A 25,789-nucleotide genomic window follows, 5' to 3' on the forward strand; every position below is an offset into this window, starting at 1 on the left:
ACACGGGGACCGGTCACCCGATTTGGCTACACCGTGTCAGTCCCCGGCAGGCCCGGATTCACTCGTCCAGGGCACGCAGCGCCTGCCGGAGCAGAGCCGCCCGGGCGGCCGGCTCGGTCAGGTGCTCCAGGCCGAAGCCCAGCAGGACCGTGTCGTCCGTGGTGACCGCGCCGTACGTCCGGAACAGGGTCCCGGTGCGGGTCCAGTCCTTCAGTACGGCGGGGCTGCCCTCGGGCGGCCCGGAGACCCGCCAGGCGCCGAGCGCGGTCTCGAAGCCCTCGGTCGCGGTCGCCGTACCGCCGACGACCAGCGACGCCTCGTCGGCGAGGACGCCGCGTCCGCCGCTGCCGGGGTCGGTGACGTAGGCGATCGACACCTCGACGGACTTCCCGGCGTAGGCGCTCAGGTCGAACTCGGCCTGCCGCCAGCCCCCGGAGGAGCCGGTGAGGCTGTTCCACCGCCCGCTCGTCCCGGTCGCGGCGCAGCCGCCGTCGGACAGGGTCAGGTAGTGCTCCAGCCAGGGGTGTTCGCCCAGGTAGAACCCGGCCGCGCACTCCGCGGGCACGGCCGTGCCGGTGGCGCCGCCCGTCTCGGGGAGCGTGGTCCAGTCGTCGGCGCCGGGGGTGTGCGCCTCGACCAGGACGTGGTCGTAGCCGCGCTCGGTGTCCCACAGCAGCTGGGTGCGGAGCGTGGGCCGGTCGGCGGCGCCGACGCCGGTGAGGTCGACCGTGCGGGTGAGCCGCTTGTACGCGTCGTCGGTGTGGACGGCGGCGGCCATCCACTCCCCCGCGTACGGCCCGTACGGATTGACCGTCCCCGGGAACTCGCCGGCGCCCGCGCTCGCGAACTGCGGGTAGCTGCCGGCGGGCAGCTGGTCCGAGGTGACGCTGTAGGTGCCGGCGGCGTCCAGCGGGTTGCCGGGGGCGTCGCCGAGCGCGCCGGTGGTCCCGTCGAGCTTGCCGGACCCGGTGAATCCGGTGGCCCCGGGGGTCGACGTACGGGTGTAGGCGCCCAGGTAGTACTGGCTGAAGTCGTCGGACATGGTGCCGCCGCCGAGGTCGACGCTGCCGCCGGCCCGCTCGCCCGCCTCGATCAGCCGGCCGCCCTCGTTGAGGAAGGCGCGCAGCTGGAGCTGGGTGGCGTTGCCGGGCACCGCGGCACCGGTGTGGTGGACGACCGTGTGGAAGTGGCCGAGGACGCCGAGCGCGTCGGGCGTGCCCTGGGTGGCGACGTCCCAGACGGCCGCGCGCCTGCCGTTGGCCTCGAGGGCGTCCACGTACGTCTGTGCCTGCGTGGCCTTGGCGCCCTCCTCGGCGACGACGAGGACGTCCGCGCGGGGCCGCTCGGCGATCGTGTACGTGAAGTGCTCGCTCTCGGTCCGCCTGCCCTGCTTCGTCTCGCCGCTGAACCAGACCTCGACCCGGTCACCGCGGTCGCCGTCCTTGACCTTGGCGCGGTACTCGTCGAAGTAGAGGTTGTCCTCGCCGCCGTACGTCTCACCGCCCCGCCAGGGCCGCAGCTTCATGTCGTGGACGCGTCCGCCGTTGACGCGGTACTTCAGCTCCTTGTCCCGCACCGACTCGCGTACGACGACGGAGACCTCCTGGTCGGCGCCTCGTGAGTAGGAGGTGGTGAAGGGGGCCGGGGTGAAGTCGGCGGCCTCCAGGCCGACCGCGGAGGACGGCCGGTCGGGGTGGGCGGCGCTCTCGGCGACGGAGAGCGCGAAGGGGATGTTCTTCGCGAACTCCCGCTGGATCAGTTTCTCGTCGTCGGGGAAGTTGAAGCCCGACCGGCAGTCGCGCGGGTCCCACTCGTCGTCGGGGTCCTGCTCGGAGATGGTCTGGCAGGTCGACATCTCCGGGGTGAACATCGCCATGCCGTTGACGTTGGCCGCGTGGCCGTCCGCCTCGCCGTTGGTGGTGTACAGCTCCGAGGAGACCTGGGGGTGGTAGCCGGGGATCGCGGAGTTGTCGGGGGTGCCGGCGAGCGCCTCGTACAGGACGTCGTCCGGGGTGTCCGTGGCCACCTGCCAGCCGACCCCGTAGAGGAGGAGTTCGGCGGCGGAGTGGTAGTTGATGCCGTACGTGAAGCCGATCCGCTTCTGGAGGGCGTCCAGGGCCTTGGTCTCGGGCTCGGAGTTCGGACCGGCGCCCCGGTAGGTCTGGCTGGTGGGGTTGGGGGACGAGCCCTCGTCGTCGTAGCCCCACTTGTAGGCGAAGTTGCGGTTGAGGTCGACGCCGTCGCCGGTGCCGATGGCGCCGTCACCGTTGTTGTCGCGCAGGTTCTTGCGCCACAGGCGGTTGTCGGTGTTCTCGAACGTGTAGTCGTAGCCGTCGGGGTTGGCCGACAGGAGGAACCACAGTTCGGTGGAGTCGACCAGCTTCTTGATCCGCCGGTCCTCGTCGTACTTGTCCAGGTAGTGGTGCATCAGCCGCCGGGTCATCTCCGGGGTGATCCACTCGCGCGCGTGCTGGTTGGACATGTAGAGGACGGCGGGCTTGGAGCCGTCCTTCGACTTCTTCGCGTGCCCGGTCATCTTGAGCGCGAGGATGTCCTGGCCGTTCACCGTCTTGCCGATGGAGACGACCTTGGTGAGGCGGGGGTTCTCCCGCGCGGTGCGGAGGATCTCCTCCTTGAGGCCGCCGCTGCCGCTGTACGGGCGGAAGACGCCGTCGGCGGCGCTCTTCACGCGTTTCTCGGCCCGGGTGGAGAGGGTGTGCTCGGTGAGGTCGAGTCCCTGTTTCTCCAGTTTCCCGGCCTGCTGGTCGGTGAGGTAGCCCTCGACGGTGGCCGTGCCCTTGTCGGGGACCCGCTCACCGAGTTCGTGGCCGTCCTGGCCGGCGGCCAGCAGCAGGGGTACCTGCTCCTGGGTCACGTCGGTGCGGAAGACCTTCACCTCGTCGGCGTCCGCGGTGGCGGAGCCGGCGGGCTGTGCCTGGGCGATGGGTGCGAAGCTCGCTCCGCCGATCAGGAGCGCGCCGACGGCGAGGATCGATCTCGCTCTTCGTCTCATGAACCCCCCTAGGAGAGGCCTGTCCGACAGGCCTGGGTTCGCCACAGCAGCGAACAGATGCCAGGCTCATGACAGCTCATGATCGAGTCAAGAGCGCCGCAAGGACACGCGAAAGCCGGTGCCGGTCACCCAAGTGGGCGCCCGCACCGGCTTGTTACGGCCCTTGTGCGACGGGCCGGCGCGGCGTTCGGCCGACTGACGGGACCGGCAGGCGGGACCGCAGGCGGGGCGGGCGGAGGAGGCCGGCCGGCCGGGCCGACCGACGGGGCCGGCCGATGGGGGCAGCCGACGGGGTCAGCCGACGAGGTTGTCCTCCAGCTCCTCGCTGAGGTTGGCGTCCGTGCCGGGGATGCCGAGGTCCGAGGCCCGCTTGTCGGCCATGGCCAGCAGACGGCGGATACGGCCCGCGACGGCGTCCTTGGTCAGCGGCGGGTCGGCGAGGGCGCCCAGCTCCTCCAGGGATGCCTGCTTGTGCTCCATGCGGAGCCGGCCCGCGGCGGCGAGGTGCTCGGGCACGTCGTCGGCGAGGATCTCCAGGGCACGCTGGACCCGGGCACCGGCGGCGACGGCCGCGCGGGCCGAGCGGCGCAGGTTGGCGTCGTCGAAGTTGGCCAGCCGGTTGGCGGTGGCACGGACCTCCCGCCGCAGCCGCCGCTCCTCCCAGGCCAGCACCGCGTCGTGGGCGCCGAGCCGGGTGAGCAGGGCGCCGATCGCGTCGCCGTCACGGACGACGACGCGGTCCACACCGCGCACCTCGCGCGCCTTGGCCGGGATCGACAGCCGGCGGGCGGCGCCGACCAGCGCGAGCGCCGCCTCGGGGCCCGGGCAGGTCACCTCCAGGGAGGAGGAGCGGCCCGGCTCGGTGAGGGAGCCGTGCGCCAGGAAGGCCCCGCGCCAGGCCGCCTCCGCGTCGCAGGTGGCCCCCGAGACCACCTGCGGCGGCAGGCCGCGGATCGGGCGGCCCCGGCCGTCCACCAGGCCGGTCTGGCGGGCGAGCTGGTCACCTCCCGCGACCACCCGGACGACGAAGCGCGAGCCGCGGCGCAGCCCGCCCGGCGCCATCACGATCAGCTCGGAACTGTGGCCGAAGATCTCCAGGATGTCCTGCTTGAGCCGCCGGGCCGCCCTCGCGACGTCCAGCTCCGCCTCGATCACAATGCGCCCGCTCACCAGGTGGAGGCCGCCGGCGAACCGCAGAAGGGCGGAGACCTCCGCCTTTCTGCAGCAGGTCCGGGTGACGGGGAGCCGGGAGATCTCATCCTTCACCGCTGCCGTCATCGCCATGGGCCGATCCTTCCATGCATCCGAAAAATACGGTCGTACGCGGCGGCCAGCAGCTCCGGGTCGTGCCTCGGGGTCCCGTCGGTCCGGGCGACCGGAGCCAGTTCGACCGCGGCGCCGAACCGTTTCGCGGCGTCGGCGAGCGAGTCACGGTCGGGCACGGCGGCCTCGTCGGCCAGCACCACGTCCAGGGCGAGTTTAGGGGCGTGTCGTCCCAAAACCTCCAAATGACGCTGCGGGGAGAAGCCCTCGGTTTCTCCGGGTTGCGGAGCGAGGTTCAGGGAGAGCACCCGGCGGGCCTTCGTCTCGACGAGCGCGTCCAGCAGATCGGGCACGAGCAGGTGCGGAATGACCGAGGAGAACCAGGAGCCGGGGCCGAGCACCACCCAGTCCGCGTCCAGGACGGCCTCGACCGCCTCGGGGACGGCGGGCGGGTCGTTCGGCACCAGGTGCACGGACTGCACCTCGCCGGGCGTGAGCGCCACGGTCGCCTGCCCGCGCACGGTGTCCACCTCGTCGGGCCGGTCCGGGTCGTGCCCCCTGACCAGAGCCTGGAGCTCCAGCGGCACGGCGGACATGGGCAGCACGCGCCCGTGCGCGCCGAGCAGCTTGCCCACCAGGTCGAGGGCCTGGACGTGGTCCCCGAGCTGCTCCCACAGGGCGACGATCAGCAGATTGCCGACCGCGTGTTCGTGCAGGTCGCCCTGGGACTGGAAGCGGTGCTGGATGACGCGGGCCCAGGTCTGGCCCCAGTCGTCGTCGCCGCACAGCGCGGCCAGCGCCTTGCGCAGGTCGCCGGGCGGCAGGACGCCCAGCTCGTCGCGCAGGCGCCCGCTGGAGCCGCCGTCGTCGGCCACGGTGACGACGGCGGTGAGGTCGCCGGTGATCCGGCGCAGTGCGGCGAGCGAGGCGGACAGGCCCATGCCGCCGCCGAGGGCGACGACCTTGGGCTGGGTGCCCCGGCGGCGCGGCTTGCCGCCGCGCGCCTGTTCGGGCCGGACGGCGCGGGCCTCGGCGGGTCTGCCGCCGCGCCCCTCGGGCACCACCCGGCGCAGCCTGCTCAGCCGCGGAGTACGTCCTGTCATTCCCGTCCCATGTCCCGGTGGACGACCACCGTCTCCACGCCCTCGGCGACGAGCCGGGCGGCGAGCCTCTCCGACATGGCCACGGACCGGTGCTTGCCGCCGGTGCAGCCGACGGCGACGGTCACATAGCGCTTGCCCTCCCGACGGTAGCCCGCGGCGATCATCTGGAGCAGCTCGGTGTAGCGGTCGAGGAACTCCTTGGCCCCGGGCTGGTTGAGGACGTACGAGGACACCTCCTCGTTCAGGCCGGTGAACGGGCGCAGCTCCGGGACCCAGTGCGGGTTGGGCAGGAAGCGCATGTCCACGACCAGGTCGGCGTCGACCGGGAGGCCGTACTTGAAGCCGAAGGACATGACAGTGGCCCGCAGCTCGGGCTCCTCCTCGCCGGCGAACTGGGCGTCCATCTTGGCGCGCAGCTCGTGCACGTTGAGACTGGACGTGTCGATCACCAGGTCGGCGTCGCCGCGCAGCTCGCGCAGCAGCTCCCGCTCAGCCGCTATGCCGTCGACGATGCGGCCGTCGCCCTGGAGGGGGTGCGGGCGGCGCACCGACTCGAAGCGCCGTACCAGTGCGTCGTCGGAGGACTCCAGGAAGACGATCCGCCGGGTGACCCCGCGGGCGTCGAGGTCGGCGAGGGATTCGCGCAGGTTGTCGAAGAAGCGCCGGCCGCGGACGTCGACGACGACCGCGATCCGCGCCACGTTGCCCTGCGAGCGGGCGCCGAGCTCCACCATGGTGGGGATCAGCGCGGGCGGAAGGTTGTCGACGACGAACCAGCCCAGGTCCTCCAGACACTTGGCGGCCGTCGAGCGGCCGGCCCCGGACATGCCGGAGATGATCACCAGCTCGGGGATGGCCGCCTCGTGCGCCCCGGCTGTTTCCTTGCCCGTACTCACCTGTGCTCCGTTGTCCTGGCGTCGTTCGGAAGCGGCCGTCTGCCGGCCCGCCTCGTCCTCGCCGGTCGTGCCGTGGGCCTGTTCTCGCCCCGCTGTGGGCTGTGTCGCGTGCTCGGTCATCTCTCCTGCCCCCGTCGTTCGTCCGGGGTGCCCGCGGACACGGGCTCCCCCGGGGCATCCGCCGTCGTCCCGGGTGCCCCGTCCTCGTCATCCATGATCTCTCCGGTCGCCGTGTTCACGGCGGGCGCGGCCGGGGTGGCCCGGGCGAGCGCCACGGCCACGGTCTCGGCCGTCTTGCGGCCTATGCCGGGCACCTCGCAGATCTGGTCGATCGTCGCGGACCGCAGTCTCTTCACCGAACCGAAGTGCTTGATCAGTGCCTGCTTGCGGGTCTCCCCCAGGCCGGGCACGTCGTCCAGCGGACTGGAGCGGAAGCGCTTGGCGCGCTTGGCGCGCTGGTAGGTGATCGCGAAGCGGTGCGCCTCGTCGCGGACCCGCTGCAGCAGGTACAGGCCCTCGCTGGTGCGGGGCAGGACGACCGGGTCGTCCTCGCGGGGCAGCCAGACCTCCTCCAGGCGCTTGGCGAGTCCGCAGACGGCGATGTCGTCGATGCCCAGCTCGTCCAGGGCCCGCTGGGCCGCCGCGACCTGCGGCTGTCCGCCGTCGACGACGACGAGCTGTGGCGGGTAGGCGAAGCGCTTGGGACGGCCGTCGTCGTCCTTCAGCGCCGGGCCGTCCGTGAGCTGCTCGTCTCCGCCCGCTTCCGTCCCGTCCGTCCCGTCCTCCCCGTCGGCCCACTCGCCGGTCTTCTCCTTCTCGGCGAGGTAGCGGCGGAAGCGGCGGGTGATGACCTCGTGCATGGAACGGACGTCGTCCTGTCCGGCGAAGCCCTTGATCTGGAAACGCCGGTATTCGCTCTTCCGGGCCAGTCCGTCCTCGAAGACCACCATGGAGGCCACGACGTCGTCGCCCTGGAGGTGCGAGATGTCGTAGCACTCGATCCTGAGCGGGGCGCTGTCCAGGCCGAGGGCGTCGGCGACCTCCTCCAGCGCGCGCGAGCGCGTCGTCAGGTCGGAGGCGCGCTTGGTCTTGTGCAGGACGAGCGCCTGCTGGGCGTTGCGCTGCACGGTCTCCATCAGCGCCTTCTTGTCGCCGCGCTGCGGGATGCGCAGCGACACGCCCGACCCCCGGCGCTCCGTCAGCCACTGCTGGACCGGCTCCACCGGGTCGGGCAGGGCGGGGACCAGGACCTCCTTGGGGACGGCGTCCCCGGTCTCCTCGCCGTACAGCTGCTGGAGGGCGTGCTCGACGAGGGCGCCGGTGGTGATCTCCTCCACCTTGTCCGTGACCCAGCCGCGCTGGCCGCGCACGCGTCCGCCGCGCACGTGGAAGATCTGGACGGCCGCCTCCAGCTCGTCCTCGGCGACCGCGATCAGGTCGGCGTCGGTCGCGTCGGCGAGCACGACCGCGCTCTTCTCCATGGCCTTCTTGAGGGCCCCGATGTCGTCGCGCAGGCGCGCCGCCCGCTCGTACTCCATGTCCTCGGCCGCCTCGGCCATCTGCCGTTCCAGGCGGCGCAGGTAGGCGCCGGTACGCCCGGCCATGAAGTCGCAGAACTCGTCGGCCAGGTCCCGGTGGTCGTCCGGGGAGATGCGCCCGACGCAGGGCGCCGAGCACTTGCCGATGTAGCCGAGCAGGCAGGGGCGGCCGGTACGGGCGGCGTTCTTGAAGACGCCGGCGGAGCAGGTGCGCACCGGGAAGACGCGCAGCAGGAGGTCGACCGTGTCGCGGATCGCCCAGGCGTGTCCGTACGGCCCGAAGTACCGCACGCCCTTCTTCTTGTGGCCGCGCATCACCTGTACGCGCGGGAACTCCTCGTTCATCGTCACCGCGAGGTAGGGATAGCTCTTGTCGTCGCGGTACTTCACGTTGAACCGGGGGTCGTACTCCTTGATCCAGGAGTACTCCAGCTGTAGTGCCTCGACCTCCGTGGACACCACGGTCCACTCCACGGACGCGGCCGTGGTGACCATGGTGCGGGTGCGGGGGTGGAGGTTCGCCAGGTCCTGGAAGTAGTTGGCCAGGCGCTGGCGCAGGCTCTTCGCCTTTCCGACGTAGATCACCCTGCGGTGCTCGTCGCGGAACCTGTACACCCCCGGGGAGTCCGGGATCTCTCCCGGCCTGGGGCGGTAGCTGGAGGGGTCGGCCATGACTCACACCCTACTGGCGGGGACCGACACTCCGGCGGGCTGTGGACGACGGGCCGGCGACCCTGTGGACAACCCGTCACGGGGGCAGGTGGACGACCGGTCGCACGAGCCGGTGGACGACCGCCCGCAGGGGCCGGGGAGAGACGGTCCGGGGCCGGTCGGTCACGCGGGGTGCCCTCGGGGCGGTGGACCGGTGCGTTCTCGGCCAGGAGCGCGTCACGGTCGGGCTTCAGGTGTTGTCGGGACTTGGTCAACACGCTTCAATGCGGGGGAACTCGGGGCCATGAAGCGCGGCGTTCGGATGTGAAGACCCCTGCGCCGCGACCGGGGGCGGCTCCGGTTGATCCGCGTCGAACGGTCTGACCAGCCGTCGTGAACTTCACAGAAAGGCCCCCTGCATGCCGCACGCCACACAACCCCTGGACGTCGCCACCGCGGAACTCGACTCGGTCCTGCGCGGTGGCCCCTTCCACGTGGCCCTGCGCGCCGCGATCGCGGCGCGCGGACTGCCACTGCAGCGCGTGCAGCACCATCTGTCACGCCACGGTGTGAAGGTGGGCGTCACGAGCCTGAGCTACTGGCAGCAGGGCGCCCGGCGTCCCCAGCGCCCGGAGTCGCTGCGGGCCGTACGGGCACTGGAGGAGATACTCCAGCTGCCCGAGGAGTCGCTGATACGTCTGCTCGCGGAGGCCGACGAGGGCACCGCGGTCCGACCGCCCGCGGCCCGCTCCTATCGCGCCCACGTGGCGGCCTCGGGCGTCCTGGACAGGCTCCTGGCCGAGCTGGACCACCCGTCGTCGGACGGCGGGGTGCACACCCTCGGTCACCACGAGCGGGTCCGGATCGGGCCGCGCCGCGAGCTCGCGGGCCGCGAGTCGCACCACATCGTCCGCGCCCACCGCGACGGCGTCGACCGCTTCGTCGCCGTCCACCGAGGTGACGCGGGATGCGCTCCCGCGCGGATGGCCGTCCACGCGTTGGAGAACTGCCGCACGGGGCGCGTCCGCACCCACGACGACACCGGCGTGCTCGTGACCGAGCTGCTCTTCGACACGCGTCTGCGGGCCGGGGACACCCACCTCTTCCGCTACGGCGTCGAGGACGGCACGGCGGGGGCGTCGCACGAGTACGTCCGGGGGTTCGGTTCGGCGGGCGGGCAGTACGCGCTCCAGGTGCGGTTCGACTCCGCCGCCCTGCCGGCGCGCTGCCACCGGTTCACGCAGCACTCGCCGGCGGCACCGCGCGGCGGCCGGCAGGAGCTGACCCTCAGCGGGCAGCACCACTCGGTACACCTGGTGGAGCCGCGGGTGCGGTCGGGAATGCTGGGGATCGGGTGGGACTGGGACTGAACGGGCGGCCTAGGCCGAAGAGCGGGGCCGGCCGGTCAGGTTCCTGGGCTCGCGACGATCCGGCCCTGCTTCACCTCGACCGGCAGTTCGATGAGCGGCACGGTGGCGGGGGCGCGCAGTGCCTCGCCGGTCCGGGCGTCGAACTCGCTGCCGTGACAGGAGCAGACGAGCTTCGTCCCCTCCAGCTTCTTGATGGGGCACCCCGCGTGCGTGCAGACCGTGCTGAACGCCTTCAGGGCGCCCTCGTCGTCCCGGCTGACCACCACGTTCTGGTCCCGGTAGAGCTTGGTCGCGCCCTTGGCGACCTCGCCGTCCGTTCCCAGGTCGACGGGTGCGGTCGGCCTGGCCGGCGCGGCGCCGTCGTCACCCGGTGAGCAGGCGGCCAGACCGAGTCCGGCGACGGGTGTGAGGGCCGCCGAGCGCAGGACGGTACGGCGGCTCGGAACGGGGCGGCCGGGCATGGGGACTCCACTGTTCAGGGGGCGTGCGGGGCGACGATATCCGGCGCTCGCGGGCGGCCGGCGGGGTGGGTGTCGGGTCTGTCGCCGAGGGGGAGAACGCGACGGGACGGACGTAGGCGTTTGCCCGAGCGTTTACGTCCCCCTCCCGATGGGATACGGTCCCCGCCAGTGCCCGCGAACCGATGCGGGGCAGTGCGCGGCAGCAGGCGCCCAGGCCGTCCGGCTGCCGCTGGAACGCCTCGCCGGACCGGCCGGCGCGGACCGCGCGGCTGCCCTGCGCCTTCGTTCACCGCACGCCCCCGGCGGCTGCCCGAGCAGGCCCGGCAACCGGAGCAGCCCCAGCAAACCCCGCACAGGCATGCGAAAGGACCCTCCCGTGATCGTCGTCGCCGGTGAGGCACTGATCGACCTGGTACCGCAGGGCACGGGTGCCCTGGCCGCGCTGCGGCCGGCGCTCGGCGGCGGTCCGTACAACACGGCCGTCGCCCTGGGCCGCCTCGGCTCCCCCGCCGCCTTCTGCTCCCGGGTGTCGCACGACGCCTTCGGTGAGGCGCTGCTCGACCGGCTGAGTGAGGCCGGTGTGGACGTCTCGCCGGTGCAGCGCGGGGCCGAGCCGACGACACTCGCCGTGGCCTCGGTGGACGCGGACGGCTCGGCCGCTTACTCCTTCTACGTGGACGGGACCGCGGACCGGCTGTTCTCGTTGCCCGCCACGCTGCCGTCCCGCACCCGGGCGGTCTCCTTCGGGACCTGCTCCATGGTGCTGGAGCCGGGTGCGAGCGCGTACGAGGAGCTGCTGCGCGAGACGGCGGCGCGGGGGGTGTTCACGGCGCTGGACCCCAACATCCGGGCCGGGCTGATCCCGGAGCCGGACGCCTACCGGGCCCGGTTCCGGAGCTGGCTGCCGTCGGTGTCGCTGCTGAAGCTGTCCGCCGAGGACGCCGAGTGGCTCGGTGGCACGCCCCGGGAGTGGCTGGCGGCAGGACCGGCGGCGGTCGTGGTCACCCGGGGTGGGGCGGGGCTGACGGCGTACACCCGTGAGGGGGGCGAGTACGCGGTGCCGGGCGAGGCGGTCGACGTGGTGGACACGATCGGCGCGGGTGACACGGTGAACGCGGCGCTGTTGCACGGCCTCGCGGTACGGGACGCCCTCGGTCACGATGCGGTCGCCGCTCTGGGGGCGGAGGGCTGGGCTGAGCTGCTGGGCTTCGCCGCCCGGGCCGCGGCGGTCACCTGTTCGCGGGCGGGCGCGGAGCCGCCGTACGCCCACGAGGTCGCCTTCTGAACACCGACGTCGGCTGAGAACGAACGGCTGAACGCCGGCGGCGTCGGCTCCGGCCTGGGTGGTCGGTCTGCCGTCCGTACGGCCCCCGGGCCGTACGGGCGTACGGGACGACGGCCGACGCGCCGGGCCCCAGGGATGATCCCGTGGGGCCCGGCGCGGCTCCGTTTCAGGCCTTGCTCGTCCGCGCCGTCTTCTTCGCGGCGGGCTTGGTGGCCTTCTTTGCCGTCTTCGTGGCGGTCTTCTTCGCGGCCGTGCCGGTGACCGCCTTGGTGGCGGTCTTCTTGGCGGTGGCCTTGGCCGCCACCGTCTTCGCCGCCTTGCGCGGGGTCTTCACCGTGGCCGCCTCGCTGATCCGGTCGGCGCCGAGGACGTCCTGAAGGAACTTGCCGGTGTGGCTGGCGGGGACCCCCGCCACCTGCTCGGGCGTGCCCTCCGCGACCACCAGGCCACCGCCGGCACCGCCCTCGGGGCCCATGTCGACGACCCAGTCGGCGGTCTTGATCACGTCGAGGTTGTGCTCGATGACGATGACCGTGTTGCCCTTGTCGACCAGGCCGGACAGGACGGTCAGCAGCTTGCTGATGTCCTCGAAGTGCAGACCGGTGGTCGGCTCGTCCAGGACGTAGACCGTGCGCCCGGTGGAGCGGCGCTGAAGCTCGCTGGCGAGCTTGACGCGCTGGGCCTCGCCGCCGGACAGGGTGGTCGCGGACTGGCCGAGCCGTACGTAGCCGAGGCCGACGTCCTTCAGCGTCTTCATGTGCCGGGAGATGGCGGGGACCGCCTCGAAGAAGTCGGTCGCCTCCTCGATCGGCATGTCCAGGACGTCGGCGATGGACTTGCCCTTGTAGTGGACCTCCAGGGTCTCCCGGTTGTACCGGGCGCCGTGGCAGACCTCGCACGGGACGTAGACGTCCGGGAGGAAGTTCATCTCGATCTTGATCGTGCCGTCGCCCGCGCAGTTCTCGCAGCGGCCGCCCTTGACGTTGAAGGAGAACCGGCCGGGCATGTAGCCGCGGACCTTCGCCTCGGTCGTCTCGGCGAACAGCTTGCGGACGTGGTCGAAGACGCCGGTGTACGTCGCCGGGTTCGACCGCGGGGTGCGGCCGATGGGCGACTGGTCGACGTGGACGACCTTGTCGACGAGGTCGTCGCCGTCCACGCGCGTGTGGCGGCCGGGCACGCTCCGGGCGCCGTTCAGCTCGCGCGCCAGGTGCGTGTACAGGATGTCGTTGACCAGGGTCGACTTGCCGGAGCCGGAGACGCCGGTGACGGCCGTGAAGACGCCCAGCGGGAAGGACACGTCGATGTCCTGGAGGTTGTTCTCGCGCGCGCCGTGCACGGTGAGCTGCCGGGAGGGGTCGCGCGGGCGCCGGATGTCGGGCAGCGGGATGGCCTTCTTGCCGGACAGGTACAGGCCGGTCTGCGACTCGGCGTTGTCGAGCAGCTCCTTGAGGGAGCCGCTGTGCACCACCTTGCCGCCGTGCTCGCCGGCACCGGGGCCGATGTCGACGATCCAGTCGGCGACCTTGATGGTGTCCTCGTCGTGCTCGACGACGATGAGGGTGTTGCCCATGTCGCGGAGCCGGACGAGTGTCTCGATCAGCCGGTGGTTGTCGCGCTGGTGCAGGCCGATGGACGGCTCGTCGAGCACGTACAGCACGCCGACGAGTCCGGAGCCGATCTGGGTGGCCAGGCGGATGCGCTGGGCCTCGCCGCCGGAGAGGGTGCCGGCCGCGCGGTTCAGCGAGAGGTAGTCCAGGCCGACGTCGACCAGGAACCGCAGCCGCTCGTTGACCTCCTTCAGCACGCGCTCGGCGATCTTCTTGTCGCGGGCGCTGAGCTTCAGCTCGCCCAGGAAGTCCGCGCAGTCGCTGATGGACATCGCCGAGACCTCGGCGATCGACTTGCCCATGACGGTGACCGCGAGGACGAGCGGCTTCAGCCGCGTGCCCTCACAGGTGGGGCAGGGCACCTCGCGCATGTAGCCCTCGAAGCGCTCGCGGCTGGCGTCGCTCTCGGCCTCGCTGTGCCGGCGCTTGACGAAGGGGATCGCGCCCTCGAAGGCCGTGGTGTACCGACGCTCGCGTCCGTACCGGTTGCGGTAGCGGACCTCGACCTGGGTCTTGTGGCCGTACAGCAGGGCCTTGCGGGCGCGCAGCGGCAGGCCGGCGAAGGGGATGTCCGTCCTGAAGCCCAGGGCGTCCGCGAGGGCACCGATGAGGCGGCCGAAGTAGTCCTTGGTGTGCCCGTGCGACCAGGGGTGGATGGCGCCCTCGTCGAGGGACTTGTCCTCGTCGGGGACGATCAGCTCCGGGTCGACCTCCATGCGGGTGCCGATGCCGGAGCAGTCGGGGCAGGCGCCGAAGGGCGAGTTGAAGGAGAAGGAGCGGGGCTCCAGCTCCTCGAAGGACAGGTCGTCGTACGGGCAGTACAGGTGCTCCGAGTACATGCGCTCGCGCTCGGGGTCGTCCTCGGGGAGGTCGACGAAGTCGAGCACGACCATCCCGCCGGACAGGCCGAGGGCGGTCTCCACGGAGTCGGTGAGGCGGCGCTTGGCGGAGTCCTTCACCGTGAGGCGGTCGACGACCACCTCGATGGTGTGCTTCTCCTGCTTCTTCAGCGTGGGCGGGGTGGACAGCTGGATGGTCTCGCCGTCCACCCGCGCGCGGGAGTAGCCCTTGGTCTGGAGGTCGGCGAAGAGGTCGACGAACTCGCCCTTGCGCTCGCGCACCAGCGGCGACAGCACCTGGAAGCGGCTGCCCTCCGGCAGCTCCAGGACCTTGTCGACGATGGCCTGCGGCGACTGGCGCGTGATCGGCCGGGCGCACTGGGGGCAGTGCGGCTTGCCGATGCGGGCGAAGAGCAGGCGCAGGTAGTCGTAGACCTCGGTGATGGTGCCGACCGTGGAGCGCGGGTTGCGCGAGGTCGACTTCTGGTCGATGGAGACCGCCGGGGAGAGGCCCTCGATGAAGTCGACGTCCGGCTTGTCCATCTGGCCGAGGAACTGCCGGGCGTAGGACGAGAGCGACTCCACGTAGCGCCGCTGGCCCTCGGCGAAGATGGTGTCGAAGGCCAGGGAGGACTTGCCCGACCCGGACAGGCCCGTGAAGACGATGAGCGAGTCACGAGGCAGGTCGAGCGAGACGTTCTTCAGGTTGTGCTCGCGCGCGCCACGGACGATGAGACGGTCGGCCACGCCGGTCCGCACCTTTCTTGAGAGAAGTGACAGGGGCGAGGCCCCCGTCTTTCTCAGACTAGGGGGAGCCACTGACAACGCCGGTCGGATTCACCGGTTGTCAACAAACCCCGACTCCCCAGCATGCCCGACGCCGCGTCCGACCATATAGCACGCGCATTCGATTTACGGGCGTCGTCCGCCACCTTCACCCGAAGGTGTGACGCGGTCTAGGGTCGGCACCATGATTGATCACGCGCGTGACCTGGCCTCTGTACGTGACGCGACCGAGCGGCTGCTCAGCGCGGTCGGGAAACTGGACAACGCGTCCGTGACGGAGTCGTCACGGCTTCCCGGCTGGACGCGCGGCCACGTCCTCGCCCACCTCGCCCGCAACGCGGACGCCCTCGTGAACGTCTTCGAGGGACGCCCCATGTACGTCTCCGGCGAGGCCCGGGACGCCGACATCGAGCGGGACGCCCCGCGCCCACTGGACGCCCAGCTCGCCGACGTGCGCGAGAGCGCGGCCCGGTTGCAGGACGCCTGGGCCGTGCCCGGGGACTGGTCGCGCACGGTGGAGCTGCGCAACGGGATCACCGACGCGGCCTCGCGAGTACCGTTCCGGCGATGGGTTGAGGTGGAGCTGCACCACGTGGACCTGGGCATCGGATACGAGCTGGAGGACCTTCCGGCGGAGTTCACGGAGCGGGAGAGCGAATTCCTGGCCGCCCGGTTCGCCGGGCACCCCGATGTGCCGCCCACCCGGCTCACGGACGGCACGCGCGCGTGGAGCACGGGCCGGGAGGCGAGCGCCCCGGAGGTGACCGTCACCGGTCGCCCGGCCGACCTGCTCGGCTGGCTCGCCGGGCGACGCGAGGGGACCGCACTGTCGGCACAGGGCGGCCCGCTGCCGTCGCTGCCGCCGCTGTAGCCCGGGGACGGCGGTCTGCGGACCCGCCAACCCCCTAGGCTGGCGGTCATGACGTACAGCGGAGAGGTGCGGGTCGGCGGCCCCGCCGACGTGCACGAGCTCAAGGACCTGATGATCACCAAGGTCGCGGTCGGCCCGATGGACAACAACGCCTACCTGCTGCGCTGCCGGGCCACCGACGAGCAGCTGCTGATCGACGCCGCCAACGAGGCGCACTCGCTGCTCGGCACGATCGGTGACGGCGGCATCGCGTCCGTCGTCACCACCCACCGGCACGGTGACCACTGGCAGGCGCTCGCCGACGTCGTCGCGGCCACCGGCGCCCGCACCTACGCGGGCCGGCACGACGCCGAGGGCATCCCCGTGCCCACCGACGTCCTCGTCGACGACGGCGACACCATCCGGGTGGGGCAGGTGGAGCTCACCGCGCGCCACCTGGTCGGGCACACGCCGGGCTCCATCGCCCTGGTGTACGACGACCCGCACGGGCACCCCCATGTGTTCACCGGGGACTGTCTCTTCCCGGGCGGTGTGGGCAACACACACGACGACCCGGAGGCGTTCGCGAGCCTGCTCCACGACGTGGAGACCAGGGTCTTCGACGTACTCCCGGACGAGACATGGGTGTATCCGGGCCACGGCAGCGACACCACGCTCGGCGCGGAACGGCCGCACCTGCCGGAGTGGCGCGCACGCGGCTGGTGAACGCCGGGCGCACGCCGCACGCGCGCCAGGACCCGGGCGCACACCGCCCGCGTCCTGGCGCGCGCCCCGTGTGAGGGGTTCGCACACACCGGTGCGCGCTGCCGCACGTACGCCCGGCGCGGTCATTTGGGCGCGGCCCCGCGCGGGACGACGGTTCCTGGGCGGCCCGGGCCGCCGGCCCTCCGGCACCCCCCCCTCGGCCGGCGGCCCCGGCTTCTCAGGCCCGGGCCCGTCCCTCCCCGGCCAGCGCCGCGATCCGCTCCACCCCGAACACGTACCCCTGCACTCCGCATCCGGCGATGACGCCGTCGGCGCGCTGCGACACGTAGGAGTGGTGCCGGAACGACTCCCGCTGGTGGATGTTGGAGATGTGGACCTCCACCACCGGCAGCCCGTCGCAGGTGTTGAGCGCGTCGAGGACGGCGACGGAGGTGTGCGAGTAGGCGGCGGGGTTGATCACGATCCCGCAGTGGTTCAGCCGGGCCTCGTGGATCCAGTCGACGAGTTCCCCCTCGTGGTTGGACTGCCGGAAGTCCACCGTGCCACCGTGTGCCGCCGCCGCCTTGGCGCAGAGGGTCTCGACGTCGGCGAGGGTGTCGGAGCCGTAGATCTCCGGCTGACGCTGACCCAGCAGGTTCAGGTTGGGGCCGTTGAGGATCATGATCGGGGCGTTGGCCAGGTTGCGGGGCACGGTTCCTCCGGTCCGTTCGGGGCGCGGCGGCCGTTGCGCGTCCGCCGCTCGGACCCCGGTTTATCACGGTGCGCCGGCCACCCGGCCGGCCGTACCCTCCCGCCATGACTCCGATCACGTACCCGTCCAAGCCCTCGCCCGGCGACCGTGTCGCGGTGATATCCCCCTCCGCCGGGCTGCCGGGACTCTTCCCGCTCCCCTTCGAGTTGGGCCTGGAGCGGCTGCGCGAGGAGTTCGGGCTGGAGCCGGTGGAGTATCCGGCCACCCGGAGGATGGGGTCGACGCCCGCCGAGCGGGCCGCCGACATCCACGCGGCCTTCGCCGACCCCGGGATCAGGGCCGTGATCGCGTCGATCGGCGGCGACGACCAGATCACCGTGCTGCCGCTGCTGGACCGGGAGCTGATCCGGGCCAGCCCGAAGCCGTTCTTCGGCATGAGCGACAACACCAACCTGCTCGCCTACCTGCGCAACACGGGCATCGTCGGCTACCACGGCGCGAGCGTGATGGTGGAGCTGGGGCGTCCCGTCGCCATGCACCCGCAGACCGCCGACTCCCTGCGCGCGGCGCTGTTCACCTCGGGCCCGTACGAGCTGCGGCCCGCCGAACGCTGGAACGACGTCGACCGCGACTGGGCCGACCCGGCGACCTTCGACGAGGAGCCCGGGAGCCGGCCCGGGTCGGGCTGGTCCTGGGTGAACGCCGACCGGGTGGTCGAGGGACGGACTTGGGGCGGCTGTCTGGAGATCCTCGCCGGGCTGCTGATGGCCGACGTCGAGATCGCGCGCGACCCGGCGCAGTACGACGGTGACGTGCTGATTCTGGAGACCTCCGAGGAGATGCCGAGCGCGCAGGAGGTCTTCCGCACCCTGCGCACCATGGGCGAGCGCGGGCTGCTGGGCCGCTTCTCCGCGTTGCTGATGGCCCGCGCGAAGACGTGGTCCTTCGAGCGCCCCACCAGCCCCGAGGAGGGCGCCCGGTACGCGGCGGAGCAGCGCGAGGCGGTCCTTCGGGCGATGCGGGCCTACGCTCCCGGGGCCACGATCGTCTTCGACGTGGACTTCGGTCACACCGATCCGCAGGTGGTCCTCCCGTACGGGGGCACCGTACGGGTCGACGGACCCTCCCGGCGCGTCACCGTCACGTACTGACGCTCCCGCGCGCCTACGGGTTGACGGCGAGTTCCAGATACGCCGCGAACAGCACCAGGTGGACGCCTCCCTGCAGGGGCGTGGCGCGGCCCGGCACAACCGTCAGTGAGGCCACCACCACGGTCAGGGCGAGCAGCACCATGTGGGTGGAGCCGAGGCCGAGGACCAGCGGTCCGGAGAGCCACACGGAGGCCAGGGCGACCGCCGGGATGGTCAGGCCGATGCTGGCCATCGCCGAGCCGAGCGCGAGGTTCAGGCTGGTCTGGACACGGTCGCGGCGCGCGGTGCGCACGGCGGCGATGGTCTCGGGGAGCAGGACCAGCAGGGCGATGATGACGCCGACGACGGCGTGCGGCAGCCCGGCGCCCGCCACTCCGTCCTCGATGGTGGGCGAGACCCCCTTCGCCAGTCCGACCACACCGATCAGGGCGAGGGCGAGCAGTCCCAGGCTGATCAGGGCGGTGCGGGCGGACGGCGCGTGGGCGTGGTCCTCGGCGGTGATCACTTCGCCCTGGCGGGTGATCGGGAGGAAGTAGTCGCGGTGCCGCACCGTGAGGGTCGCGATGAACAGACCGTAGAGGACCAGCGAGGAGAGCGCGGCGAAGGTCAGCTGGACGGTGGAGAACTCCGGGCCGGGCGCGCTGGTGGTGAACGTCGGCAGCACCAGGCTGAGCGTGGCCAGCGTCGCGACCGTCGCGAGGGCCGCGCCGGTGCCCTCCGGGTTGAACACCGCGGTGCCGTGCCGCAGGGAGGCGACCAGCAGACTGAGGCCGACCACGCCGTTGCAGGTGATCATCACGGCCGCGAAGACGGTGTCCCTGGCCAGCGTCGCGCTCTTGTCGCCGCCGTCCGCCATGAGGGTCACGATGAGCGCGACCTCGATGACCGTGACGGCGACGGCGAGGACCAGGGAGCCGAAGGGTTCCCCGACCCGGTGGGCGACCACCTCGGCGTGGTGCACGGCGGCCAGTACGGCCATCGCGAGGACGATCGTCAACAGCGCGACGACCGCGCCGGGCAGATCACGGCCCCAGGTCAAGGCCAGCAGCACGACCGCGGCCACGGGCGTGACGGTCGTCCACTGTGTGATGAGCGTCCCGGGACGAGTGACCATGCGGAGATCGTCGCAGAGGGCGATGGGCCCCGCATTCTCTGTCACACCGGCCGTAGAACGCGTTCACTTTCGCCATGGAGCGTACGCGGGGAGCGGCGGGCGGCTCTCTTCGCCGCCCGCCGCTCCCTGTGGTCTGTCACGTCGACCTGGAGGTCGTACGCGGTCAGGCTTCGATGCTGTCCTTCGGAGCGTCGTCGTCCTTGATGGCCGCCGCTTCGGCCTCGGCCTGCTTCTTGGAGGCGCGGAGGCTGGTGATCGTGGTGACGATCAGGACGCCGCAGATCACACCGAGCGAGACCGGGATGCTGATCTCGGGGACGTGGACACCGGACTCGTGCAGGGCGTGCAGCACCAGCTTGACGCCGATGAAGCCCAGGATGACCGACAGGCCGTAGGAGAGGTGCACCAGCTTCCTCAGCAGACCGCCGAGGAGGAAGTACAGCTGTCGCAGACCCATCAGGGCGAACGCGTTGGCCGTGAACACGATGTACGGGTCCTGGGTCAGGCCGAAGATCGCCGGGATGGAGTCGAGGGCGAAGAGCACGTCGGTGGTGCCGATCGCGAGCATCACGACCAGCATCGGGGTCATGATGCGCTTGCCGTTCTCCTCGATCCACAGCTTGGTGCCGTGGTATCGGTCGGCGACGCCGAAGCGGCGCTCGGCTGCCTTGAGCAGCTTGTTCTCCTCGAACTCCTCGTCGTCCTCGTCGGCCCGCGCCTCCTGGATGAGCTTCCAGGCGGTGTAGATGAGGAAGGCCCCGAAGATGTAGAAGACCCAGGAGAAGTTGGCGATGATCGCGGCGCCCGCCGCGATGAAGATGGTCCTGAGGACCAGGGCCACGAGGACACCCACCAGGAGCACTCGCTGCTGGTACTGCGTGGGCACCGCGAACTTCGCCATGATCAGGATGAAGACGAAGAGGTTGTCCACGCTCAGGGACTTCTCGGTGATGTAGCCCGCGAAGAACTCGCCGCCGGGCTGGCCGCCACCGAAGACCAGCAGGCCTACTCCGAAGAGGCCCGCCAGGGCGATCCAGACGGCCGTCCAGATCCCGGCTTCCTTGATCGATACGTCGTGCGGCTTGCGGCCGATGAAGAAATCGGCGCCGATCAGGGCAGCGAGGCCCACGACGGTCAGGACCCACAGGGTCACAGAAACTTCCACTACTACGCCTCCGGCAGTACGTCACACGGCAAATGTCAGCGTCGTCGCTGCCGGAGGTCTCTTCCACCCGGGTCCGGGACGCGTGACGCGTTCGGATTCCGCGGGCCGACGCCCCGGGATCTGGCCTGATCCGTATTGACGGGGACGCCGCACAGACAGGGAGTACTCCCCTCCGTATGGACGACAGTACCCCATTCCCCAAGGGATGGTAAAGAGATTCGCAAATTACGCTCAAAAGCGCAGGTCGGAGATGGTCACCGCTTCCCCGGACGGCGGGCTGCCGCGACCTGGGCGAGCACCTGCTGAAGCACCTGGCTGCCGGGCGGCACGAGCGGGGGCTCGTACGTCCAGGCATGCCCGACCCACGGGTCGGCGAGGTGGTCGTCGGCCACCGGCGTCAGCCGGAGCAGCGAGCGCCACAGGGGGTCGAGCAGCGGCCCGTACCCGGCGGACTCCTCACGGTCGGCGACCATCATCAGGTGCACGCCCACGGCCGGCCCCTCGTCGGCGAGGTAGCGCAGCTGGTTCACCGCGCGGTCGTCGAAGCCGTGCGGGAAGTCGTTGACGATCAGGAGCTGCTGGGACGTGTCGAGACCGGGCGGGAGCGCGTCGGGAGCGCCTCCGCGCAACGCCATCTGCACCAGGTCGACGCGCTGGGTGAGGCGGGCGAGTACGTCCGCCGTCCCGGCGGCCCCCAGCGCGGGCGGGGCCGCGAGCACACCGCTGTGCACCAGTGGTGCCAGTCCCCGCGTGCCCGATCCGGCCGGATCGATGACATGCACGGTGAACTCGCCCGCCGGATGGACGGCGAGCAGCCTGGCCGCGTGCGCGACCGCGGTCTCCAGGCCCAGCCGCCGCACCTCGTGGGAGTCGGTGAACGAGCCGTCGAGCGAGGTGGAACGCCCGCTGTCGATCCACAGGCCGCGCTCCAGCGGCAGCCTGGCCAGCAGCGGGATGCTGATGCGGGGCGACTCGGGCAGATGGAGATCGCCCAGCCGCAGGGCCATGGGGGTCTCCATGGGCACGCGGTAGGCGTGCCAGACGGGGTTGTCCCAGCGCGCGCAGGCCGCCGGCAGGGCCGGCTCGACCACGTCCGCCTCGGCGGCGAGCTGAGCGACGTCCCGGTCCAGGACCTCCTGGGCCTGGGAGACGAGCTGGGCGTGCCGGGCGCGCGCGGCCTCCCGGGCGGCGTCGCCCTGGCCGCCGATCCGGCTGCGCGGGTCGGACAGGACCTGGTCGAGTTCCTTCTCCATGCGCGAGTCGGCGAAGTCGACGGCGCTCCGGTAGGCGGCCGTGGTGCGCGCCAGGTCCTCGAACATGCCCCACACCTGGTTGTAGAGCCGCTCCTCCATGGACCAGCCGGTGGCATCGCCCGCGACCGGCCGGGCGGGCTGCCCGGGTGCGGCCGGAGGCGCGGTCGGCGGGGGCGGAGGCGGAGCGGCGTTCCGCCGGCGTGGGTGGCTGTAGTCGATCGGGCCGCTGCCGGCGGGCGCGGACGGCTGCCCGGTGGTGCCGGAGCCCTCCGGTCCGCCGGGGTACGGCTGCGGCGTGCCGTGCTGCCCCGGGGCTCCGGGCGCGCGCGGGTCGGAGCCGCCCTGCGGGTCGTACGGGGACGCCGGGGGTACGGGGTCGGTGGCGCCCTGAGGTGCGGCGGCGCCGTGGTCCGGACCGTGCGCCGGGGCGGCGGTCTGCCGGGAGCGGTTGCCGTCGGGCGTACGGGCCCCTGGAGCCGGGGGCGCCGGCAGGGAACGGGCCAGGCCGCCTGCCACCGCCTCCTGGATGTTCCCGGCGAGCTGGTGGGCCTGGGGCAGGTTCTGGTCGGTGAGGAGCTCGGCGAGGCCGCCCGCGTAGCCCTGGCCGACGGCGCGCACCTTCCAGTCGCCCTGGCGCCGGTAGAGCTCCAGAGCGACGACTGCGGACTCGGCCTCCAGACCGGTGATGGTGTAGCTGGCGACCTCGCTGCCGTCGAGGCCGGTGACGGCGACGAAGGGGGCGGGGACAGCCCCGAAACGGGCCGGCCCCTGCCCTCCGGCGGGCAGGGCGAGCAGCACACTGACGCGGTGCACGGCGTCCGGCACGGCTTCCAGGTCCACCGCGAGGCGGTGCTCGGCGGCTGCCTGTCGGGAGACCTCCAGCCCCGGCAGGATGGGTGTGCCCGGGTGGGCCACCCATGCGGCGCCGTGGACCTCGCCGTTCTCGTCGCCGAGTGTGGCTCCGGCCACGATCGGCGTGCCGGCCGAGACCCGGATCTCGAGACGGGCCCGGGGAAGCGGGTGGTTCTGTCCCCGCGTGAGCTCGGCCGTCATCGCCTTTCCCCCTGTGTCACTCGTGCGTCACTCGTGATGTGCCGTGCGGTGCCCGTCCGGCCTGCTCCCGGGACCGGCCGGTCGGTGGCGGTCCGCTACAGGACCGGCAGGATCGCCGGCATCAGGTCCTGGAAGGTACGGCCGTTGGCGGGGGAGCCGATGGCGGTCATCGACCAGCCCTGGCCCACCCGGTGCACCTTCGCCATGATCTGGGCCGTGTAGGCGCCACCGCCGGCCAGCGTGTAGCGGGCGAGCTCGTCGCCGTTGGTCTCGTCGACCAGGCGGCAGAAGGCGTTCTGCACCTCCTGGAAGGTCTGGCCGGTGAAGGAGTTCACGGTGAAGACGATCTGGTCGATGTGGACCGGGACACGCTGCAGGTCGACGAGGATCGCCTCGTCGTCACCGCCCTGACCGACACCGCCGACGAGGTTGTCACCGGTGTGGCGCACCGAGCCGTCGTCGCTCACCAGGTGGCGGAAGAAGACGACGTCGACCGGCTGCTTGTCCGCGAACAGGACGGCCGAGGCGTCCAGGTCGACCTCGCGGGTGCGCGAGCCGAACAGGCCGCGCCGGGGAGCCGCCTGCCAGCCGAGGCCCATGCGCACCGACGTCAGGCTGCCGCCGTCGTTCTTCTGCAGACTGATGGCCTGACCCTTGGTCATGTTGACGGTCACGCGCTGATCCCCTCTTCGGACTGTCCCCTGTTGCCGCGGTCCCCGCGGTTGACCAGAACCCTACGCAGGGGCACTGACAGCGCCCCACCCCGGTCCGCACTTTGTGTCGTTCTTGCAACACAGCGCGTGCTCGGGCGGGCCGTCAGGCCAGGCCGGCCTCCTTCATCTGACGCAGTTCCTTCTTCATCTCGGAGACCTCGTCACGCAGCCGGGCCGCGATCTCGAACTGGAGGTCCGCGGCGGCCGTCCGCATACGGGTGGTGAGGTCCTCGATCTGTTCGGCGAGCTCCGCCGCGGGGCGGTCGGTCACCGCCGTCTCCTTCGCCCTGCCCTTGGCCGCCCTCGTCCCGGCCGCCGCCCGGCCGCCGAGGGCGGGCACCGGAGCCTTGGCGCCCTTGCCGTCCGGCGACTGGCGGTAGCCCGAGCCGAGCAGCCGCTCGGTGTCGACGTCCTCGCGGGCGATCTGGGCCACGATGTCGTTGATCTTCTTGCGGAGCGGCTGCGGATCGACGCCGTTCGCCTTGTTGTACGCGACCTGCTTCTCGCGGCGGCGGTTGGTCTCGTCGATCGCCCTCTCCATCGCCGGCGTGATCTGGTCGGCGTACATGTGGACCTGCCCGGAGACATTGCGCGCCGCGCGGCCGATGGTCTGGATCAGGGAGGTGCCGGAGCGCAGGAAGCCCTGCTTGTCGGCGTCGAGGATCGCCACCAGGGAGACCTCCGGCAGGTCGAGGCCCTCCCTGAGCAGGTTGATGCCGACCAGGACGTCGTACTCGCCGGCCCGCAGCTCACGCAGGAGTTCGACGCGGCGCAGGGTGTCGACGTCGCTGTGCAGGTAGCGGACCTGGATGCCGAGCTCGAGGAAGTAGTCGGTGAGGTCCTCGGCCATCTTCTTGGTGAGGGTGGTGACCAGGACGCGCTCGTCCTTCTCGGTCCGCTTGCGGATCTCGTGCACCAGGTCGTCGATCTGGCCCTCGGTGGGCTTGACGACGACCTCCGGGTCGACGAGGCCGGTGGGGCGGATGATCTGCTCCACGGCGCCGTCCGAACGGGAGAGCTCGTAGGCGCCCGGGGTCGCCGACAGGTACACGGTCTGCCCGATGCGTCCCTGGAACTCCTCCCACTTCAGCGGGCGGTTGTCCAGCGCGGAGGGCAGCCGGAAGCCGTGGTCGACGAGGGTCCGCTTGCGCGAGGCGTCCCCCTCGTACATGGCGCCGATCTGCGGCACGGTGACGTGCGATTCGTCGATGACGAGCAGGAAGTCGTCCGGGAAGTAGTCCAGCAGGGTGTTCGGCGGGGAGCCGGGCAGGCGGCCGTCGAAGTGCATGGAGTAGTTCTCCACGCCGGAGCAGGAGCCGATCTGGCGGAGCATCTCGAGGTCGTACGTCGTGCGCATCCGCAGTCGCTGGGCCTCCAGGAGCTTGCCCTGCTGCTCCAGCTCGGTCAGGCGCTCCGCCAGCTCCTTCTCGATGTCGCCCACGGCCCGCTCCAGGCGCTCGGGGCCCGCGACGTAGTGGGAGGCGGGGAAGACGTACAGCTGCTGGTCGTCGCTGATAATCTCGCCGGTGACCGGGTGCAGCGTCGACAGGGCCTCGATCTCGTCACCGAACATCTCGATGCGGACCGCGAGCTCCTCGTAGACCGGGAAGATCTCGATGGTGTCGCCGCGCACCCGGAAGGTGCCGCGGGCGAAGGCCATGTCGTTGCGCGTGTACTGGATGTCCACGAAGCGGCGCAGCAGCTCGTCCCGGTCGTGCTCCTCGCCCACCCGGAGCGGGACCATGCGGTCCACGTACTCCTGCGGGGTGCCGAGGCCGTAGATGCAGGAGACGGAGGCGACCACGACGACGTCACGGCGGGTGAGCAGTGAGTTGGTCGCCGAGTGGCGCAGGCGCTCCACCTCCTCGTTGATCGAGGAGTCCTTCTCGATGTAGGTGTCCGACTGCGGGACGTACGCCTCGGGCTGGTAGTAGTCGTAGTACGAGACGAAGTACTCGACGGCGTTGTTCGGCAGCAGCTCGCGGAACTCGTTGGCCAGCTGGGCGGCCAGTGTCTTGTTCGGCGCCATCACGAGGGTGGGGCGCTGGAGCTTCTCGATCATCCACGCGGTGGTGGCGGACTTGCCGGTGCCGGTCGCGCCGAGCAGGACGACGTCCTTCTCGCCTGCTTCGACACGCCGGGCGAGCTCGGCGATGGCCGCCGGCTGGTCGCCGTTCGGCTGGTAGGGGCTGACGACCTCGAAGGGCGCCACCGTGCGTTCGATCTGGGAAACGGGCCGCATGGGTTCCACCGTACGA

18 protein-coding genes are annotated in these 25,789 nt (G+C 71.6%); 5 read left to right on the top strand and 13 right to left on the bottom strand.

What is annotated here, in order from left to right:
* Positions 1 to 58 precede the first annotated feature (58 nt).
* The 5 genes from ACH4NX_RS07390 to uvrC all read right to left on the bottom strand — a co-directional run bounded on the left by ACH4NX_RS07390 (position 59) and on the right by uvrC (position 8,485).
* Positions 59 to 3,013, bottom strand: a complete 2,955-nt coding sequence (locus tag ACH4NX_RS07390) for a M14 family zinc carboxypeptidase (protein WP_398127684.1) — start codon at positions 3,011 to 3,013, stop codon at positions 59 to 61.
* Positions 3,014 to 3,307: 294 nt separating this feature from the next.
* Positions 3,308 to 4,297, bottom strand: a complete 990-nt coding sequence (gene whiA / locus ACH4NX_RS07395) for a DNA-binding protein WhiA (protein ID WP_279565784.1) — start codon at positions 4,295 to 4,297, stop codon at positions 3,308 to 3,310.
* Positions 4,288 to 5,379: a uridine diphosphate-N-acetylglucosamine-binding protein YvcK gene (gene yvcK / locus ACH4NX_RS07400; protein ID WP_351399075.1), complete on the bottom strand. Its 1,092-nt coding sequence runs from the start codon at positions 5,377 to 5,379 to the stop codon at positions 4,288 to 4,290. Before yvcK ends, whiA begins: the two co-directional genes overlap by 10 nt.
* Positions 5,376 to 6,395: an RNase adapter RapZ gene (gene rapZ / locus ACH4NX_RS07405; protein WP_351399072.1), complete on the bottom strand. Its 1,020-nt coding sequence runs from the start codon at positions 6,393 to 6,395 to the stop codon at positions 5,376 to 5,378. Before rapZ ends, yvcK begins: the two co-directional genes overlap by 4 nt.
* On the bottom strand, positions 6,392 to 8,485 hold the full coding sequence (uvrC, locus tag ACH4NX_RS07410; RefSeq protein ID WP_351399070.1) for an excinuclease ABC subunit UvrC: 2,094 nt from the start codon (positions 8,483 to 8,485) through the stop codon (positions 6,392 to 6,394). Before uvrC ends, rapZ begins: the two co-directional genes overlap by 4 nt.
* A 398-nt stretch (positions 8,486 to 8,883) precedes the next feature.
* On the opposite strand from uvrC, the gene ACH4NX_RS07415 reads away from it, so the two are divergent.
* Complete coding sequence (locus ACH4NX_RS07415) at positions 8,884 to 9,834, top strand: hypothetical protein (RefSeq protein ID WP_351399066.1); 951 nt, start codon at positions 8,884 to 8,886, stop codon at positions 9,832 to 9,834.
* A 35-nt stretch (positions 9,835 to 9,869) separates the two neighbouring features.
* On the opposite strand, the gene ACH4NX_RS07420 is transcribed toward ACH4NX_RS07415, so the two are convergent.
* Positions 9,870 to 10,295 (bottom strand): Rieske 2Fe-2S domain-containing protein, encoded by a 426-nt coding sequence (locus tag ACH4NX_RS07420; protein WP_398127685.1) that lies wholly within the window; start codon positions 10,293 to 10,295, stop codon positions 9,870 to 9,872.
* Positions 10,296 to 10,671: 376 nt separating this feature from the next.
* Between ACH4NX_RS07420 and ACH4NX_RS07425 the strand changes: the two genes are divergently transcribed.
* Positions 10,672 to 11,580 (top strand): carbohydrate kinase, encoded by a 909-nt coding sequence (locus ACH4NX_RS07425; protein WP_351399062.1) that lies wholly within the window; start codon positions 10,672 to 10,674, stop codon positions 11,578 to 11,580.
* A gap of 166 nt (positions 11,581 to 11,746) precedes the next feature.
* On the opposite strand, the gene uvrA is transcribed toward ACH4NX_RS07425, so the two are convergent.
* Positions 11,747 to 14,776 carry an excinuclease ABC subunit UvrA gene (gene uvrA, locus ACH4NX_RS07430; protein ID WP_351399060.1) on the bottom strand — a complete coding sequence of 1,010 codons (3,030 nt, stop codon included), beginning with the start codon at positions 14,774 to 14,776 and terminating at the stop codon, positions 11,747 to 11,749.
* A 223-nt stretch (positions 14,777 to 14,999) separates the two neighbouring features.
* Here uvrA and ACH4NX_RS07435 point away from each other — a divergent pair, with 223 nt between their 5' ends.
* Positions 15,000 to 15,686 carry a maleylpyruvate isomerase family mycothiol-dependent enzyme gene (locus tag ACH4NX_RS07435; RefSeq protein ID WP_398127686.1) on the top strand — a complete coding sequence of 229 codons (687 nt, stop codon included), beginning with the start codon at positions 15,000 to 15,002 and terminating at the stop codon, positions 15,684 to 15,686.
* Positions 15,687 to 15,734: 48 nt separating this feature from the next.
* The gene (locus ACH4NX_RS07440) at positions 15,735 to 16,391 is read left to right on the top strand and encodes an MBL fold metallo-hydrolase (protein ID WP_351399056.1); all 657 of its coding nucleotides are present in this window, start codon (positions 15,735 to 15,737) and stop codon (positions 16,389 to 16,391) included.
* Positions 16,392 to 16,608: 217 nt separating this feature from the next.
* Here ACH4NX_RS07440 and aroQ read toward each other — a convergent pair whose 3' ends face one another.
* Positions 16,609 to 17,082, bottom strand: coding sequence for a type II 3-dehydroquinate dehydratase (gene aroQ, locus ACH4NX_RS07445; protein ID WP_398127687.1), 474 nt, complete (start codon positions 17,080 to 17,082; stop codon positions 16,609 to 16,611).
* Between the two features lie 104 nt (positions 17,083 to 17,186).
* Here aroQ and ACH4NX_RS07450 point away from each other — a divergent pair, with 104 nt between their 5' ends.
* Complete coding sequence (locus tag ACH4NX_RS07450) at positions 17,187 to 18,233, top strand: S66 peptidase family protein (protein ID WP_398127688.1); 1,047 nt, start codon at positions 17,187 to 17,189, stop codon at positions 18,231 to 18,233.
* 13 nt (positions 18,234 to 18,246) lie between these two features.
* Here ACH4NX_RS07450 and ACH4NX_RS07455 read toward each other — a convergent pair whose 3' ends face one another.
* The 5 genes from ACH4NX_RS07455 to uvrB all read right to left on the bottom strand — a co-directional run bounded on the left by ACH4NX_RS07455 (position 18,247) and on the right by uvrB (position 25,773).
* Positions 18,247 to 19,347 carry a calcium:proton antiporter gene (locus ACH4NX_RS07455; RefSeq protein ID WP_398127689.1) on the bottom strand — a complete coding sequence of 367 codons (1,101 nt, stop codon included), beginning with the start codon at positions 19,345 to 19,347 and terminating at the stop codon, positions 18,247 to 18,249.
* 163 nt (positions 19,348 to 19,510) lie between these two features.
* Positions 19,511 to 20,512: a TerC/Alx family metal homeostasis membrane protein gene (locus ACH4NX_RS07460; protein ID WP_351399047.1), complete on the bottom strand. Its 1,002-nt coding sequence runs from the start codon at positions 20,510 to 20,512 to the stop codon at positions 19,511 to 19,513.
* 254 nt (positions 20,513 to 20,766) lie between these two features.
* On the bottom strand, positions 20,767 to 22,818 hold the full coding sequence (locus ACH4NX_RS07465) for a TerD family protein (protein WP_398127690.1): 2,052 nt from the start codon (positions 22,816 to 22,818) through the stop codon (positions 20,767 to 20,769).
* 95 nt (positions 22,819 to 22,913) lie between these two features.
* Positions 22,914 to 23,492 carry a TerD family protein gene (locus ACH4NX_RS07470; RefSeq protein WP_351399043.1) on the bottom strand — a complete coding sequence of 193 codons (579 nt, stop codon included), beginning with the start codon at positions 23,490 to 23,492 and terminating at the stop codon, positions 22,914 to 22,916.
* A 142-nt stretch (positions 23,493 to 23,634) separates the two neighbouring features.
* Positions 23,635 to 25,773, bottom strand: coding sequence for an excinuclease ABC subunit UvrB (gene uvrB, locus ACH4NX_RS07475; protein WP_398127691.1), 2,139 nt, complete (start codon positions 25,771 to 25,773; stop codon positions 23,635 to 23,637).
* Positions 25,774 to 25,789: the final 16 nt, after the last annotated feature.

The sequence above is a fragment of the Streptomyces sp. NPDC017225 genome, from assembly GCF_044331465.1.
Classification (GTDB): Bacteria; Actinomycetota; Actinomycetes; order Streptomycetales; family Streptomycetaceae; genus Streptomyces.